General features: G+C 45.9%; 11 protein-coding genes. 6 read left to right on the top strand and 5 right to left on the bottom strand.

Annotated features, from left to right (window positions below; translation table 11 throughout):
- Positions 1–33: 33 nt before the first annotated feature.
- Positions 34–471, top strand: a complete 438-nt coding sequence (locus QUB61_RS14025; RefSeq protein WP_333127183.1) for a CAAD domain-containing protein — start codon at positions 34–36, stop codon at positions 469–471.
- A gap of 179 nt (positions 472–650) precedes the next feature.
- Here the strand turns inward: QUB61_RS14025 and aroA are convergent, their stop codons facing one another.
- The gene (gene aroA, locus QUB61_RS14020) at positions 651–2,006 is read right to left on the bottom strand and encodes a 3-phosphoshikimate 1-carboxyvinyltransferase (RefSeq protein WP_333127181.1); all 1,356 of its coding nucleotides are present in this window, start codon (positions 2,004–2,006) and stop codon (positions 651–653) included.
- Between the two features lie 554 nt (positions 2,007–2,560).
- Between aroA and QUB61_RS14015 the strand changes: the two genes are divergently transcribed.
- A complete protein-coding gene (locus tag QUB61_RS14015; RefSeq protein WP_333127179.1) occupies positions 2,561–3,064 on the top strand; it encodes a hypothetical protein in 504 nt (167 codons plus the stop codon).
- A gap of 139 nt (positions 3,065–3,203) precedes the next feature.
- Here the strand turns inward: QUB61_RS14015 and QUB61_RS14010 are convergent, their stop codons facing one another.
- The gene (locus QUB61_RS14010) at positions 3,204–3,683 is read right to left on the bottom strand and encodes a hypothetical protein (RefSeq protein WP_333127177.1); all 480 of its coding nucleotides are present in this window, start codon (positions 3,681–3,683) and stop codon (positions 3,204–3,206) included.
- Positions 3,684–3,963: 280 nt separating this feature from the next.
- Between QUB61_RS14010 and QUB61_RS14005 the strand changes: the two genes are divergently transcribed.
- The 3 genes from QUB61_RS14005 (at position 3,964) to QUB61_RS13995 (ending at position 6,253) form a co-directional block, all read left to right on the top strand.
- Complete coding sequence (locus QUB61_RS14005; protein WP_333127175.1) at positions 3,964–4,641, top strand: hypothetical protein; 678 nt, start codon at positions 3,964–3,966, stop codon at positions 4,639–4,641.
- A 388-nt stretch (positions 4,642–5,029) separates the two neighbouring features.
- On the top strand, positions 5,030–5,329 hold the full coding sequence (locus tag QUB61_RS14000; RefSeq protein ID WP_332954976.1) for a putative quinol monooxygenase: 300 nt from the start codon (positions 5,030–5,032) through the stop codon (positions 5,327–5,329).
- A 114-nt stretch (positions 5,330–5,443) separates the two neighbouring features.
- Entirely contained in the window at positions 5,444–6,253 is an 810-nt protein-coding gene (locus QUB61_RS13995; protein WP_333127173.1) for an MOSC domain-containing protein, read from the top strand.
- A gap of 417 nt (positions 6,254–6,670) precedes the next feature.
- Here the strand turns inward: QUB61_RS13995 and QUB61_RS13990 are convergent, their stop codons facing one another.
- The 3 genes from QUB61_RS13990 to QUB61_RS13980 form a co-directional block, all read right to left on the bottom strand.
- Positions 6,671–7,519, bottom strand: a complete 849-nt coding sequence (locus QUB61_RS13990) for a Uma2 family endonuclease (protein WP_333127170.1) — start codon at positions 7,517–7,519, stop codon at positions 6,671–6,673.
- A gap of 40 nt (positions 7,520–7,559) precedes the next feature.
- Entirely contained in the window at positions 7,560–8,429 is an 870-nt protein-coding gene (locus QUB61_RS13985; protein ID WP_333127168.1) for a calcium-binding protein, read from the bottom strand.
- A gap of 84 nt (positions 8,430–8,513) precedes the next feature.
- Positions 8,514–10,187, bottom strand: coding sequence for a methyltransferase domain-containing protein (locus tag QUB61_RS13980; protein ID WP_333127167.1), 1,674 nt, complete (start codon positions 10,185–10,187; stop codon positions 8,514–8,516).
- Positions 10,188–10,556: 369 nt separating this feature from the next.
- Here QUB61_RS13980 and QUB61_RS13975 point away from each other — a divergent pair, with 369 nt between their 5' ends.
- Positions 10,557–14,408, top strand: coding sequence for a glycosyltransferase (locus QUB61_RS13975; RefSeq protein ID WP_333127165.1), 3,852 nt, complete (start codon positions 10,557–10,559; stop codon positions 14,406–14,408).
- Positions 14,409–14,607 lie beyond the last annotated feature (199 nt).

The following is a 14,607-nucleotide window of genomic DNA, read 5'->3' as shown; positions in this document are numbered from 1 at the left end:
TGCAATTATACTTGACACCGGAGGAAGTATCAAATGACACAAGCTAACTTTTCTGACGAGGCACAAACAGTGACTGACGTCGTCACAGTAGACCTGGTGCCTGACCAACCGGGGGTCATGACTACAGTGACAACCGTAGAAACACCGACGAGCCAGTTCCAAGATATTAAAGACCAAGTTCTGAAAATTTTGTCGGAACTTCCAACCTATGTCTCCAATTTTTTTGATGACTACCAAAAGCCCCTCATAACTGTTGGTTTAATTCTGGCAGGCGGTATTAGTATTAAGGTAATGCTGGGAGTTTTAGGTGCTCTTAATGATGTCCCTTTGGTAGCTCCCGTTTTTGAGTTGATTGGGATGGGATATACGGGTTGGTTTGTTTACCGCTATCTGCTCAAGGCTTCTAACCGCCAAGAGTTGTTAACGGAAATTGATTCTTTAAAAGAACAAGTTGTAGGTAAAGATTCTTAAACGGATGTTGAAGGAAGAATGAAGAGGGAAGTTCGGCAACGGATTCTGTAACGGATGTAACGGATGTAACGGATGTCAGGAAGAAGGAAGAAGGAATAAAGAGGATTTTTCCCACTCTCCCCTTTCCTAATCTCCCACTCCTCCCTCTCCCCCTCTCCCCCTCTCCCACTCTCCCGCTCTCAATTTGGATGGCAAACTTGTTGCAAAGTGGCGGTAAAGTCGGGGTAGGAAATGGCAGCAGCTTCTGCCCGGTGAATGGTAGTAATACCTGTGGCGTTGAGGGCTGCGATCGCCAAACTCATCGCTATTCTGTGGTCGGTGTAGCTGTCAACATCCGCGCCGGTCAAAGGAGTTCCCCCGGTAATTTCTAAACCGTCGGGTAACTCGGAAATTTTGGCTCCCATGCGGTTGAGTTCGGCAGCAGTTACGGCCAGCCGATCGCTCTCTTTGACTCGCAACTCGGCCGCATCTCGAATTATTGTAGTACCCGATGCAAAGATTGCCGCTACGGCCAAAATCGGGATTTCGTCAATCAGTCGGGGAATTAAGTCGCCAGCAATGGTGCATCCCCGCAATTGCCCGGAACTGCGAACCAAAATATCCGCTACCGGTTCCCCAGCGGCCTCTCGCTGATTTTGCAGTTCAATGTCGGCGCCCATCATCTCCAAAGCTTCCAAAATGCCTGTACGAGTTGGGTTGACGCCGACATTTTCGACTACGAGCTCGGAACCCGGGACGATCGCCCCAGCAACTAGCCAAAAAGCCGCCGAACTAATATCCCCCGGTACGATCACATTCTGCCCTTGCAGTTGTGTCGGCCCAGTGACTGTCACGCTGCAAGTTTCTGGATCGACGCTCAATTGGGCTCCAAACGCTCGCAGCATCCGCTCGCTGTGATCCCGCGACAGGGCGGGTTCTGTGACTGTAGTTTCTCCGCTTGCCATCAAACCGGCAAGCAAAATGCAAGATTTAACTTGAGCCGAGGCGATCGGAGAATGGTAGTGAATCGGTTTTAACTGCTGTCCGAGTATCGCTAAAGGAGCTAAAGAATTGCTTTTTCGACCCCAAATTTGCGCTCCCATTTGTTGCAGCGGTTTAATGACGCGCGACATCGGGCGCGATCGCAAAGAACTGTCACCCGTTACCGCAAAAAAACGCCCCGGATGAGAGGCTAAAATTCCCAACATTAGCCGCATCGTCGTGCCGGAATTACCCGCGTCCAAGACTTCCACAGGCTCCTCTAACTCGCCAATTCCGACGCCCCGGACCCTCACCCGTTCCGCGTTGAGTTCAGAAACTTTGGCTCCCAGGAGCGAGAAACATTTAGCCGTGCTGCGGGGGTCTTCTCCTAGCAGCAGTCCCTCAATTGTAGTTTCACCTTGGGCGATCGCACCTAACATCAAAGCTCGGTGAGAAATCGACTTATCGCCGGGAACTCGAATCCTCCCCGCCAGGGACAAGCCCGAGGCAGGTTTTTGAATGCTTAAAGTTTGAGTTTTGTCAAGAAGCGAAGTAGTTATAATGTCAGCTTGCATTGAGATAAACTAGGATGGGATGGCGTTAGCTATCCTACCTTTTTCCCAGTCCTAAGTCAGTCGTCTTCTGGTATCCCTGCGGGTTTTTTCCCAATGTGTCCGGTTAACTCCAAGGCTGATTAAACTCGCCGGGACAGTGCGCTGTCAGTTGTCAGCGACAAGAAAAAGCGGGCGCAACTGCACGGATTTTACCTTAATTTCACCTTAATTTCACAAATAGTTCGCGATCGCACTTGCGACATCAGAAACCCGGTTTCTTCGTATATTTATCATTACTAAATGCAAAATTTCGTAGAAACCGGGTTTCTAGCCCCCTATGGGGGCCCTGACAAATACTATCTGTCTATCTGCCCTTATTTCATGTTCTGCTCTCAGTTATCGACCAGATGATTGAATTTTGACTGAACAATTTTAGATTTTCGATTGCGAGTTGTAGGTTTTTCATTTTTTTAAGCAAAAGCTCCGGAATTTGGAACCCAGCCAATCTAAAATCTAAAGTCTAAAATCTCAAATCTCAAACTACCCGATCCACAACAACCCCTACACTTTTGCTTATGCTGACCCATCACCGCAAGCCTGTAAGTTTATCGCTAGTATCCACAGATTTACCTTTGTGGTCAGTCGTTGAAACCGCTGGTACGCTTTATCAAAAAGACCGGGATCGCTTTCACTTGTTGTTGCACGAACCAGCAATAATCGATCGCGAATTTTCCGACGACTCCGACGAATCTGGCGAGCAAGTTACAATCTTACCCCCAACTACAAAACCCCGGTTGCTCTGGCTAGAAGTTTCACCCTATCGAGTCATTATGACCATGCAAGGAAACGGCAAATACAGTTACCGCCACTGCTGGGAACGAGAAATGTACGGGCTGAGCCGTTATTGGCTTCAGGGCGAATCGCTGGCGACTCCCGAACAGTTGCGACTCCGTAACTTCACTCGCAACTTGACGCTGACAGGAAAGCCGGAACCGGAACACCTGCGGTTAGAATATGAGTTGTGGTCGGACAAAGTGCAACTCGGTCGCTATATTTTGAATCTAGAAATTCATCACTAAAATTGGGGATGGGTAATTGGGAATGGGTAATTGGGAATTAGTAAATGCCCGGTGAAGGATCCGCCTTCCAAAACTCATGCACGGCGCAGCCTTGGAGAGCGGATCGCGTTGCAATCTCCAAACTCAAAACTATTAGCGTTTAGGAACGGCTGTTACAATAATTAATCAGTTTGTCAGTCCAAGCGTCTTGATTTTCGGCTGCTTGATTCGCCTGCTGTCCGGCTCTGATAAAATCTGCTTGAGCTGTTTGGATTTGCACTCGACCTTCTATACTTGTAGAAGCCAGATTTCCTGCCTCAAGAGTTCGGCCTATGTCGCCGAGTGCTTGACCCATTTCCTGGAAGGATTTAACCGACTGGCCCTGAATTTCTTTGAGGGTTTGATCTGTGATTCGCAGAGCCTCAAGTTCTTTCGCTGTTTGGTTCAAGTCCTTAGCTAAGTTCTTGGTCGTTGCAGCATCGTTGCGGTCTTTCTTAACATCAATGAGAGCGTTCCCTTTGGTGATAATTGCAGTAAATTTAGTACACTGGACAGCTCGGCTATTGCTGCAACTAATAGTCAGCGTACAGCAAGCAACAACTATCAGCAAGATGGCAATCTGTTTGCGAAAAAAGTACATGAACCCTCGGTTGCAAAAAAAAGTAGATTCTGGGATTGTGTAGTAGAGTGCGTCAGCCGATTTGAGATTTGAGATTTGAGATTTTAGATTGACTTCCAGCAATGAATCTAGATATTCAACAAAAGTCTAAAATTTGGGAATCACCACTCAAGGTCCTGGGGGGTCTGTATCCATTTTTGGGCGGATGGGCGATTAGCCGATCGATATATCGACAGTCAAAAAACTTTCGCGGCATTCAGACACGCTCTACTAAGCTAAACTACGTACCTGTTTGGGAACTATGGTCAAAGACAGCAATAACCTAAAGAAGGGAAGCATTTGGGGATATCTTACCCTGCTTTTGCCTATTTCCTTGACGGCGGTTGCCAGTTTCGAGTCGGGAAAGATGTTTTGGGCGATCGCCACCACAGCGGGCATTGCTTGGGCTTGCAGGTTCTATCAGCAGCAGCAAAAACATAAACTCGCTCATTTAGACTCGGTTTTCTACAAGTTGATCAAGGAAAATCAAGGGCGAGTGACGGCTTTGGATTTGGCGATGAATGCGAAACTCCCCGGAGAAAAGGTTCAAGAGTATCTCGACGAACGGGCCTCTGAGTTTGCAGCGGATTTTGAAGTGACGGAACAAGGCGGAATTTTGTATTATTTTCAAATAGCCCCAACTGTCAATCAAAGCGAAACACCTAATGCGGCAGTAGCTGTTCAAGAGCATCCCATCAATCGGGAAAAAACACAAGAGAAAAAACCAAATTTGTTCCCCATTGCTCAAACCCAGACTCCTGCAAAACCCAAAATCTCTTTTACCCAGACGGAACTCTCCCGCAGGTTCAAAGTTCACGCAAGTACGATCGGCAAGTGGAAAGTTAAGCCGGAGTTTGCTCAGTGGAGCCGCGAAAAAGACCCGGAAGCGATCGCCTGGGAATATTCTACAGAAAAAAAGCGATTTTATCCCAAAGATTGAGTTGCTCCAGTATTCGCCAAAATATACCAAGAAACCCGGTTTATACGACGATATGCGGTTGGTAACGAAGACTTCCCAAAAAAACCGGGTTGCTGAGATTTGAGCGCGTCCTGGACTAATTTTACTGCGGTTGACCGAAAGCATCCAGGATACAAGCCCCCGGATTCATCCGTCCAGAAATAAAAAACCTGTATCCGATGAAACTTGCCCCCCGAATTTCTCCGTGGGGTCAATGCTTCAATTCTTTAATCTAAAATCTCAAATCTCAAATCTAAAATCGATTGACCGATCGACCTGTTTAGGTTATTTTAAGTAAAATCGTGTTTTGTTGAGTTTGCCTCATAGCAAGCGGTAAATTCGCTCGTCATATCTGTTTCTTTTTTCTCCTATGTCCAAAACAACCTTGCGAGTAGTCGCCCGCCTTGCTGCCTTTCCCGACAAAGTAGCAGAACTTAAATCTCTGCTGCTGAGCATTATAGAGCCAACTCGCAAAGAAAAAGGCTGCATCACATACGAACTCCTGCAAAATCAAGCCGATCCCACAGATTTTACGTTTGTTGAAGAGTGGGAAAGTGTAGCTTTGCTCGAACAACATCTCGGTTCAACTCACATTCAAGACGCCGTGAAGAAATTAGACGGTTTGGCCGTTGGGCCTCCAGATATCCGCCGCTATGAATTGCTAGCTTAATCGGGTTTTTATCGCAATTTTATTAATGTGTGTGAAATAGCTTGGACCCCCCTAGCCCCCCTTAGTAAGGGGGGGACAAGAGTTCAGTTGAAATGGAAGCGCAGCTAAAAAAATATGACAGTAGCAACAATAAAACAGTTATTTATTTATCCAATTAAAGGGCTGACACCGCAAGAAATGTCGGAGTTTGCTTTAACAGCAGGACACGGAATTAAGGGCGATCGAGCTTTTGCCTTAATGTTTGCAGATAATCTGGAAGCTGCCAAGATGCCCGCCCAAAATATGCCTTGGATGAGCAAAAAATATTTTGCGGTTCAAAACGATTGGCCTCTGTTAGCAGCTTTAGAATGTCATTATCAACCGGAAACGGCCGTTTTAACAGTCCAGCGTCAAGGAGTTGCAGTGTTATCCGCAGAAACGAATACAGCAGCGGGGCGCGATCGCATCGGCACTTTTTTCACAGAATATCTGGCGGCAATTGAACCCACAAAAGAAGCGAGACACCCGCAGTTTGCACCTTTGCACTTAGTCGGCGACACCAGCGGCGAAACTCGTTATCCCGATCGAGAACCCGTACACATTTCTTTACTCAGTCAAGCCACATTAGACGAATTAACAGAAATCGCTCTTCAAAACATTGACGTGGGCCGATTTCGCCCGAACATTGTGCTAGAAGGTATGGCAGCTTGGTCAGAATTTGAGTTGATCGGAAAACAGTTTCAATTAGGCACGGCGCGCATAGAAGTTACAGCACGAATCGGTCGCTGCGTCAATATAGAAGTGAATCCAGAAACAGGCGATCGGGATATTTCCCTACTCAGTTTACTCCAAAAGGAATTCGGTCACGCACAAACTGGAGTTTTAGCCAAAATTATCAACAGCGGCACAGTTAAAATCGGCGATGTTTTAACTGCTGTAAAATAGTAGGACTTACGGGCGGGCTCTCCTGCCCACCCCACAAGAAAACTCATTATTTGTGGAACAGGCATCTTGCCTGTTCATGAGAATATCTTGCCTGTTCATGAGAATATCTTGCCTGTTCATGAGAATATCTTGCCTGTACATGAGAATGGTGCAAGATGTGAGATGCACCCTACAAGTCAATAGTCTCTTAATCAAAAGCAACATTAAGATTGTGAATGCTGCCTAACTTCCTCGATGTTTTAACTGCTGTAAAATAGTAGGACTTACGGGCGGGCAGGATGTCCACCCCACAAGAAAACTCATTCTTTGTGGAACAGGCATCTTGCCTGTTCCTGAGAATATCTTGCCTGTTCCTGAGAATGGTGCAAAATGTGAGATGCACCCTACAAGTCAATAGTCTCTTAATCAAAAGCAACCTTAAGATTGTGAATGCTGCCTAACTTCCTCTACTGATAAACCGAGTGCTTCTGCCACTTGCTGTGTATTCAATCCCATTGCCAACAACCGAGGGATGGCATCCCGCCGTGCTTGGGCTTCTACACTCAAAGCCTGCTCTGCTAAGGAAGCTCGTTGCTGTTCGACAGCAGCTCGTTCTGTACCTGTCAGCAGCAAATTGCCCTCGCTGTCCCACCACCGCAGCCACAGCATTGTCTGGTTTTGATAACTGCCTTGCCACAGTCCTAATTCTACGCCCATGGGCGCGATCGGATAATGACCGCGATCGTTCGGAAGCAACTGCTGGTAAAACCCATTGTTCAGGCTGTAAACCTCCAGCCTGCCACTATTGATCTCATAGATGCCATAATACGGAATCCGCACGATCCGCTCATAGACCCAAAACTTCCCAGGTCTTGGCGCCGATTCGACTTCTGAGTACGATAGTGGCGTTGTGTCCCGCTCTTGAGAACCGTCTCCCGATGCGAACTCCAAAGCAATCATCGGAGCCATGAATTCGCGCCACAGCACGTAAGAGCGACGAATCTGATTTCCTAGTCTTGGTGGCACGTTCGGCACGTAGAACCACTCAGGAGCTTCTGCTCCCTTTTCAAGCGGGTCTGTTTCTCGCCAATAGATGCCACAGTCTTGCCCTATAGCATATTGCCCATCGGGATGAAGCCGTTGCAATACCGACCCAATAGAATCAGTCAAAATAATGCTCTGGGGATGCTCTTGAAAATTCTTCACAAAAGTGCCGTCTTCCTCTGGCAGTTGAGTGTGGTCGGGGAAAGGAGAGGGAAGGACAATTTTTTCGGTTGCCGGGGTCATGCTACCTCTCAAGTATTGCAGCTTACCTGAATATCTTAACTCATCCTTCTTGTCGCACCCTCACCTTATTACCAATCAACTTCAGAAAACCCGCTCCAAAATGTTGAATTTCCAAAAAATTAGCATAAGCAGGAGTTGACTTGTAAACTCTAAAAGTCCGCATAATCCCTAAAGTCGCGGCGCTTTCCAGCGGGCCGATAAAGCTAGTATCCCTGTCCAAAAAATGAGACTGCTTAGCCCAGTGTGCCATCTGTTCGGCATTCAAAAAATAGCAGCCGGAATGAGGATTCAAAGCGCGCTCAAAAGCGATTGTTTGTTCCATAATTTTTCCCATTAACTGCCGCTGTTCCTCTACATTTTGAAACGGAGAAGTAGCTGCTTCCGCTAAATCACCATCAACATATGCTTTAAAAACAGCCCCTTGAGGCGATACTTCATAGCGATTAGGTTGCAGCAAATTCCCATTTCCTGCATGATGGGTAAACCACTTTAATTTACTAAAAAACCACGGATCGTGGAGAACTAAATCATCTTCCAAGTAACAGAAATAATCGTATTTGGCAAGACACGCTCGCAAAACTGCTTGACATTCAAACCCCAACAGCAGCGGTTCGCATTTTGTAGGGTGGTGCATAAAACATCTGGGCTGCACTGGCAGTTGAGGCAACAGATGATAGCCTTGAGTAGTGCAAATAACAATGTCAATTTCGTGCTGTTGAGATTGATTGGCTGGGATAGTTGCACATTCGCGAATGTCAATCATGGACTGAGATTTGCCGTACAAAGCTTGCAGCGATGTCACGCAACTGGTTAAAGCATTTAGTCGCGGTTGCGGATCGTTTCGCTGGGAAGCGTGTTTCCCGTCGCCGCTGGGATTGTAAAAGTGAGCAATAGTGAATAGAATTCGCATTGGTGTGGAGTAAGACTTAAAATTTAAACAATTAAACAATAAAACAGAAAGAGCGCACAATAACGCCTATAAATCTTACCGCATTTAGTCACCAAATAACTCGGGCAGGCGATCGCGCAACTCAGCATTTAAACGTGGCAACTCGTCCCGCATTTGTAAGTACCAATCTCGCCGCTGCCGGTAGTGCCCGCACAGCAAGCGGTTGTCGCGCACCCATTCGTAAGCATTCGCGGCTATTTCCCGGCGCCCAGAAGTGTCAGATATCAGCGAATTTAGTTTGGTTTCAAACTCGTTTTCATATCTATAAATCAATCCGGTTTCACCTTCGACAATCGAATTTTCGTACACGGTGGGACTTGCCAGCACCGCTACTCCCCGCGCTGCACATTCAATAAATTTTAAGTCGGATTTCATTTCGTTAACCGGGTTGGAAACGAGCGGCAACAGAGCGATATCACAACTGTACATAATTTCTTGATACCGTTCGTAACTGCAAAAGGGTTCAAATTCTTTTTGTGGTATTTTTAAGGATTCAAAAAATCTGCGATCGTGGATTACTTTAACTCGAATCTGGTGTTTGTGTGCAACTAAAACTCGATTTAGCGCTGCCATAATCGGCTGCCAATCTTTTTCGCGGTTGAGGGCACCAAAAAAAATTGTGACTGTATCTTCTGCCGGATAAATTCGCGGCGGAGGTAGATAAGCTAATTGATTGGGAAATACGGCGACATTGGGATTGTAGTGCCGTAAAATTTTTGCTAGCGGTTCTGTAGAAGTTTGAACGCAGTGACAGCCGCGATAGCTGAGGTAATTATTGTCGGCGTATTCGCGGCGGCGGGCGGGATTATCGTCAATTTCGGCTACTATTAAATAGCCTTGTTGAAGCAGTTCTTTGAGTTGGGGAATATAGGCGGGATATTGCATGATTGTCCGCTGCCAGATGAAGACTTTTTCTTCTCCAGACAGGGGCGGAATTAATTCTGCTGCTTTCACGCCGGATACGGTGCGGACACCGGGAATTGTGGCGCTAAATTTGTCCGGTTCCAAAACTCGCACGCGATCGCACCCTGTAGGAGCCATAATGATAGTCTGAATCAGCAGTCTGCGCGCAGGTACGGTCGATTTGGTCGATCGCACGATATAATATTCAGCACCCGTTTCCGTAGCAAAACTGCTCGATGTTAGCTCTAAAGCCTGTACCATTGGATGCAGCAATTGCTGAAAGTGGACAAAATTTTCGGTTTTGTGTCCCTTTCCTTGAAACTCATAAACCTGCAATCCGGCTTGAGCAAATAGTGATTTAATACTTTCTAGGGTAAACCAGTGCTGCATCTTGCTGTCGGGAATTTCCCAATGTCCGCGCAGCAGATTGACAATTCGCCGCCAGTATTGAACATTGGGGATTCTGGCGAGAATTTGCCCCTCTGGATTCAGCAAAGCAGTGTACTGCTTGAGGACATCCCAAGGGTTTTTGAGGTAGGGTAGCAAGTCGCCAAAAACCAAACAATCGACGGTTCCTGGGGCGATGTCGAGACTTTCGATGGCAATTTCTTCAATATTGGCGAACGTCACCCAGTTTAGGCGATCGACTGCAATTTTAGCTTTTTCTCGATCGCATTCAATGCCAATATACTGACAATGGGGATTGATCAGCTTGTACTCTTGGCCCGTCGAGCCCGTACCGCAGCCAATTTCAACAATGACTTTAGCATCCGGCGGTAGCAGCTTCAAGAGGTCGTGGTTGACGCGATCGATCACTTTCTCTAAAATTCCTGATTAGTTTATCGTAAAATAAAACAGAGCCACCCATGCCAACAGACGACCAGCCGAAGGTTAGCATTGCGATGCCAGTATACAATGGCGATCGGCACATTTGTCAAGCACCCAATTTTCTGTTGCCAACTCTTTCTCTTCCCTCTCTTCTCTTCCTCTGCGTTCTCTGCGCCCTCTGCGGTTCATTTAATCTCATTCACCAATCCTGCAAGGATTGCTATATCTTAGCAAATATTGAGCAAAATTATAATTTATTCTCAACCCATACCCTCATTTAGCGCGATTGAGACTCTCAATTAATTCGGCTTTTTTCCAAAAATTCAACCCAACAATTTGCTGAATACATTATAAACTATGAACTCAAATCTAGGAATTAACATCGCCGGCTACATCAGCGGCGAATTTGGCATAGGAGAAGGTGTCCGAGCCAACATCAGAGCCGCAGAAGCCGCCAACATTCCCTGCAATATCAACAATTTTACCCGCAGTCCCCACCGCAAACAAGAAACCACCTATCAAAATTTTAGCCAAGACAATCCCCACCCGGTAAACTTAATTCAAGTCAACGCCGATGAAGTTGCAACCTTTATCAAATATACAGGTTCCAGCTATTTTGAAAACAAATACAATATCGGCTTTTGGGCCTGGGAACTTCCCGCATTTCCTCCTGAATGGCAGCCAGCCTTTAATCACTTTCACGAAATATGGACTTATAGCAACTATTGCGCCGAGGCAATTTCCGCAGTCTCGCCAATTCCCGTTATCAAAATCATGCCCAGTATTGCTCTCCCCGCACCTTCCCTTAACAGAGAAGCACTGAATTTACCTAAAGATAAATTTATTTTCTTGTTTGTATTCGACTTTTACAGCCGCATCGAGCGCAAAAATCCTTTAGCGGTCATTCAAGCATTTAAACAAGCTTTTGGCGAAGATGACCGCGTATTGTTAATTCTCAAATCTTCCAACTCTGACAAAAATATTGAGCAGCAAAAATTGTTAAATTATGCCCTAGAAAATTCTTCAAATATCAAACATCTAGACGGGTATTTGTCCAAAAATGAAATTAACGGTTTGCTGTACAATTGCGACTGTTATCTATCCCTGCACCGCTGCGAAGGATTTGGCTTAACAATGGCTGAAGCGATGTTTTACGGCAAACCCGTAATTGCCACCGGCTATTCATCAAATACAGAATTTATGAATCTTGGCAACAGCTATTTAGTCAAGTATAAGTTAATCCCAATTGAGAAAGATTGCGGGCCTTACAAAAAAGGCAATGTTTGGGCCGAAGCGGATGTCGAACACGCTGCTAATTTAATGCGGTACGTCTTCAACAATTACCGGGAGGCTAAACAAATTGGAGCGATAGCTGCTGAGGAAATTAAGACTTTACTCAACCCGCAAGTTACAGGGAATAAAATTAGAAAACGTCTCGAATATATTGCCGAGATTACGGATAACTTTCAAAGCATACCTCTGTCAGGAACAGCCAAAGCGAAGTCTGCCAAAATTACGCCTAACTTGCCACAATCAAAGCAACAAACTCAATCAAAAGGAGAACTGCGAAACGAGCAGCCGAAGGTTAGCATCTGCATTCCGACATACAACGGAGAAGCATTTATTGGGGAAGCAATCAAAAGTGCTTTGGCCCAAACCTACTCTAACATAGAACTGATTATATCCGACGACGGCTCCACAGACCGCACAATTGCGATCGCCCAATCATTCCAATTACAAACCTCACTCGATTTCCGCATCGTACTGCACCGCAACTACGGCTTATCACAAAACTGGAACTTCTGCATATCCCAAGCAAAAGGTCAATACATTAAATTTCTCTTTCAAGACGACTTGCTCGCACCAGGATGTATTGAGAAAATGGTCGCAGTCGCCCAAGAACACCCAGAAATCGGTATGGTTTTCTCCCCGCGCGACATCACCATAGCTGAAGATGAATCTAACCCGATTTTGCGGAGAGCTTCCCAATCAATTAAAGATTTGCATAAAAGTTGGTCGAATTTAAAATCTATTCAGCCCGGAAAAGAGTTACTGGCAGATACTAACTGCTTGAGCAACCCCATAAACAAAATTGGCGAACCGAGTACCGTCTTAATTGCCGCCCGAGTCTTTAGCGAAATAGGATTATTTGATTCGGGATTATCTCAGTATGTAGACTTAGATATGTGGTGGCGAATTATGGGGAATTATCACATCGGATTTGTAGACGAAAAACTGTCGTCCCTGCGGATTCATCCCGAACAACAAACTTGGAAAAACTTCGCTGCTGGGGAAAATCATAAGGATGTAGTCAGATTTTACAATAAACTACTAAATAGTCCTGATTACAGCTTCCTGAATCAACAAATCAAACAGACAATCAGCCATAAATTGGCATTAAGAACCCAGCCTAGGACATCTGACTTGTCAGCACTGGTTGAGCAGTACAAAAAATCGCCATCAAACCAGTCTATTCTCGCGCAACTGCGGCAAGACCGCCAACAGATAGCTAGAAATTGGCTGAATTTCCCAGCGGAAAATTTAGAAAGTGCTTACTCGCAAGAAGCGGGGAAAGCTCATAAATTGCTACTAGATAGCGGTCTCAAAAATGAAACTTTAACTGAGTCAGAAGAAAGTTTTGTCCAGCAGTTATCCTCGAAACTTGCTGAAGCAGGGGAAATTGCCGATAAGATGCAATATCCCCTAGCAGCGATGCTGTACCGCGACGCTTATCAGTTGCCGCTTGAGTATAAAAATGCAGCGATTCCCCAGTGGTTTTTTGACGATTTTCTGAAATTCTTATTTCAGTCTCCCAGTTATTTTCAAGAAAAGTGGGAAGTTGAAAGGTACTCTGAATATTTCCAGCAGCTAATCAAGTACGTCGCTGCTAATATCGCCAGTTTTCCCGATTCTGAACTATGGCGTTATTTGGCAGCATTTATGGCGCAGAATGTTAGCTTCAAAGCTTTGTATTTGAGCGAGGCAAATCTGCTCGATATATTGACGCAGCGAGCTGAGATATTAGAATTTTATTTGAAAAATATGGGCTGTCGAATAGACTGGAATTATGCTCATATAGAAGCTGGAAAAACTAAAATTAGAGTAGGGTTTTTGCTCGATAAAATTAGTGATGAATCCGAGACTCGTGCTGCCATTTCGAGTTTTGAATATTTAGACAGAAGCAAATTTGAAATTATCGTGTACCATTTCCAGGTACAAGACGAGCGACTGGGGAAATATTGCGGGAATTGCGCTGACAAACTGGTGCAACTCTCAGAAGATTTGCCAAATCAAGTCCGAGAAATTCGATCGCACGATTTAGATATTTTGCTAATCTGCACCAATACCGCCGACACTTCCCAACCAAGCGCGCTGGTGTGCCTGCACCGACTAGCGCGGGTGCAAATAGCTACGAATGCGTCAACACCCGCAACCACCGGAACCCGAAATATCGATTATTTCATTGCCGGAGATTTGACATTGCCCGCAGGTGCTGCTGCGGAGTTTCGCGAAAAATTAATTACTTTAAAAGGCTCGGGAGTTTGTTTAAGCTATACTGTAGGCTCAGCACCTGCCACAGTTGAACCGACTCGCAGAAGTTGGGGAGCCACCGACGAATCTGTAGTGTTCGTGTCCGGCGCTCAAGCTTTTACAATTATCCCAGAAGTGAGAGAAACTTGGGCAAAAATTATTGCTGCCGTACCGAATTCTATTTTAGTTTTGTATCCCTTTAGTTCCGGCAATGGAAACTATCCGACGGTGCCTTTTTACAAACACATTCGATCGCTCTTTGCCGAATTTGGGATTGACAAAAAGCGCTTAGTTGTGATTAAAACGCTGCCATCTCGCGCCGATTGCATAAAATGTCTGGAATTGGCTGATATATATTTAGACTCCTATCCATACAGCGATGTCAGATCCTTAGCAGAAGCGCTGTTGGTCGGGTTGCCTGTAGTGGTAAGAAAAGGGCAAACAACTCGATCGCGACAATCAGCCTCCGTGCTCGAAGAACTGCTACTTCCGGAACTGGTAGCAAACAGCGAGAAGTCTTATGTAGAGCTGAGTACAGCACTGGGAACCCACCCAGAACTGCGCCGGCACTACCGCGCGCGAATCCAGCAAAAAATGGCGGCAAACCCCAAACATCTCGACACTCGCGCTTGCTCGACGCAACTCGGAACACTCTTTGAAAGACTATTCCGAGAGTGAAGCAAGAAGGAAGAAAGGCAACGAAACAGTGTACGGGATTTAACGGATGGATGTTGAGGGAAGAAGGAAGATGGCAGAAGAAAGATGGCAGAAGAAAGATTTTGCCGCTCGGACATTCTCCCACTCTCGCCTTATCCCGGTACCATTGTGAGGCGGGCGGGGAACCCCTCCTTCGGCAGATCGTCAAGAAATAGACAGC

The organism is Microcoleus sp. C2D2 (assembly GCF_036702495.1).
Taxonomy (GTDB): Bacteria; Cyanobacteriota; Cyanobacteriia; order Cyanobacteriales; family Microcoleaceae; genus Microcoleus.
Note: the sequence above shows the minus strand (reverse complement) of the source record. Positions and strands in the feature narration are given on the sequence as shown.

What these genes read in the sequence shown, in the direction of transcription:
- QUB61_RS13985 (WP_333127168.1), bottom strand. Translation starts at nt 8,429, where the DNA reads ATGCGAATTCTATTCACTATTGCTCACTTTTACAATCCCAGCGGCGAC.
- QUB61_RS13995 (WP_333127173.1), top strand. Translation starts at nt 5,444, where the DNA reads ATGACAGTAGCAACAATAAAACAGTTATTTATTTATCCAATTAAAGGG.
- QUB61_RS14000 (WP_332954976.1), top strand. Translation starts at nt 5,030, where the DNA reads ATGTCCAAAACAACCTTGCGAGTAGTCGCCCGCCTTGCTGCCTTTCCC.
- QUB61_RS14010 (WP_333127177.1), bottom strand. Translation starts at nt 3,683, where the DNA reads ATGTACTTTTTTCGCAAACAGATTGCCATCTTGCTGATAGTTGTTGCT.
- QUB61_RS13975 (WP_333127165.1), top strand. Translation starts at nt 10,557, where the DNA reads ATGAACTCAAATCTAGGAATTAACATCGCCGGCTACATCAGCGGCGAA.
- aroA (WP_333127181.1), bottom strand. Translation starts at nt 2,006, where the DNA reads ATGCAAGCTGACATTATAACTACTTCGCTTCTTGACAAAACTCAAACT.
- QUB61_RS13990 (WP_333127170.1), bottom strand. Translation starts at nt 7,519, where the DNA reads ATGACCCCGGCAACCGAAAAAATTGTCCTTCCCTCTCCTTTCCCCGAC.
- QUB61_RS14015 (WP_333127179.1), top strand. Translation starts at nt 2,561, where the DNA reads ATGCTGACCCATCACCGCAAGCCTGTAAGTTTATCGCTAGTATCCACA.
- QUB61_RS14025 (WP_333127183.1), top strand. Translation starts at nt 34, where the DNA reads ATGACACAAGCTAACTTTTCTGACGAGGCACAAACAGTGACTGACGTC.
- QUB61_RS14005 (WP_333127175.1), top strand. Translation starts at nt 3,964, where the DNA reads ATGGTCAAAGACAGCAATAACCTAAAGAAGGGAAGCATTTGGGGATAT.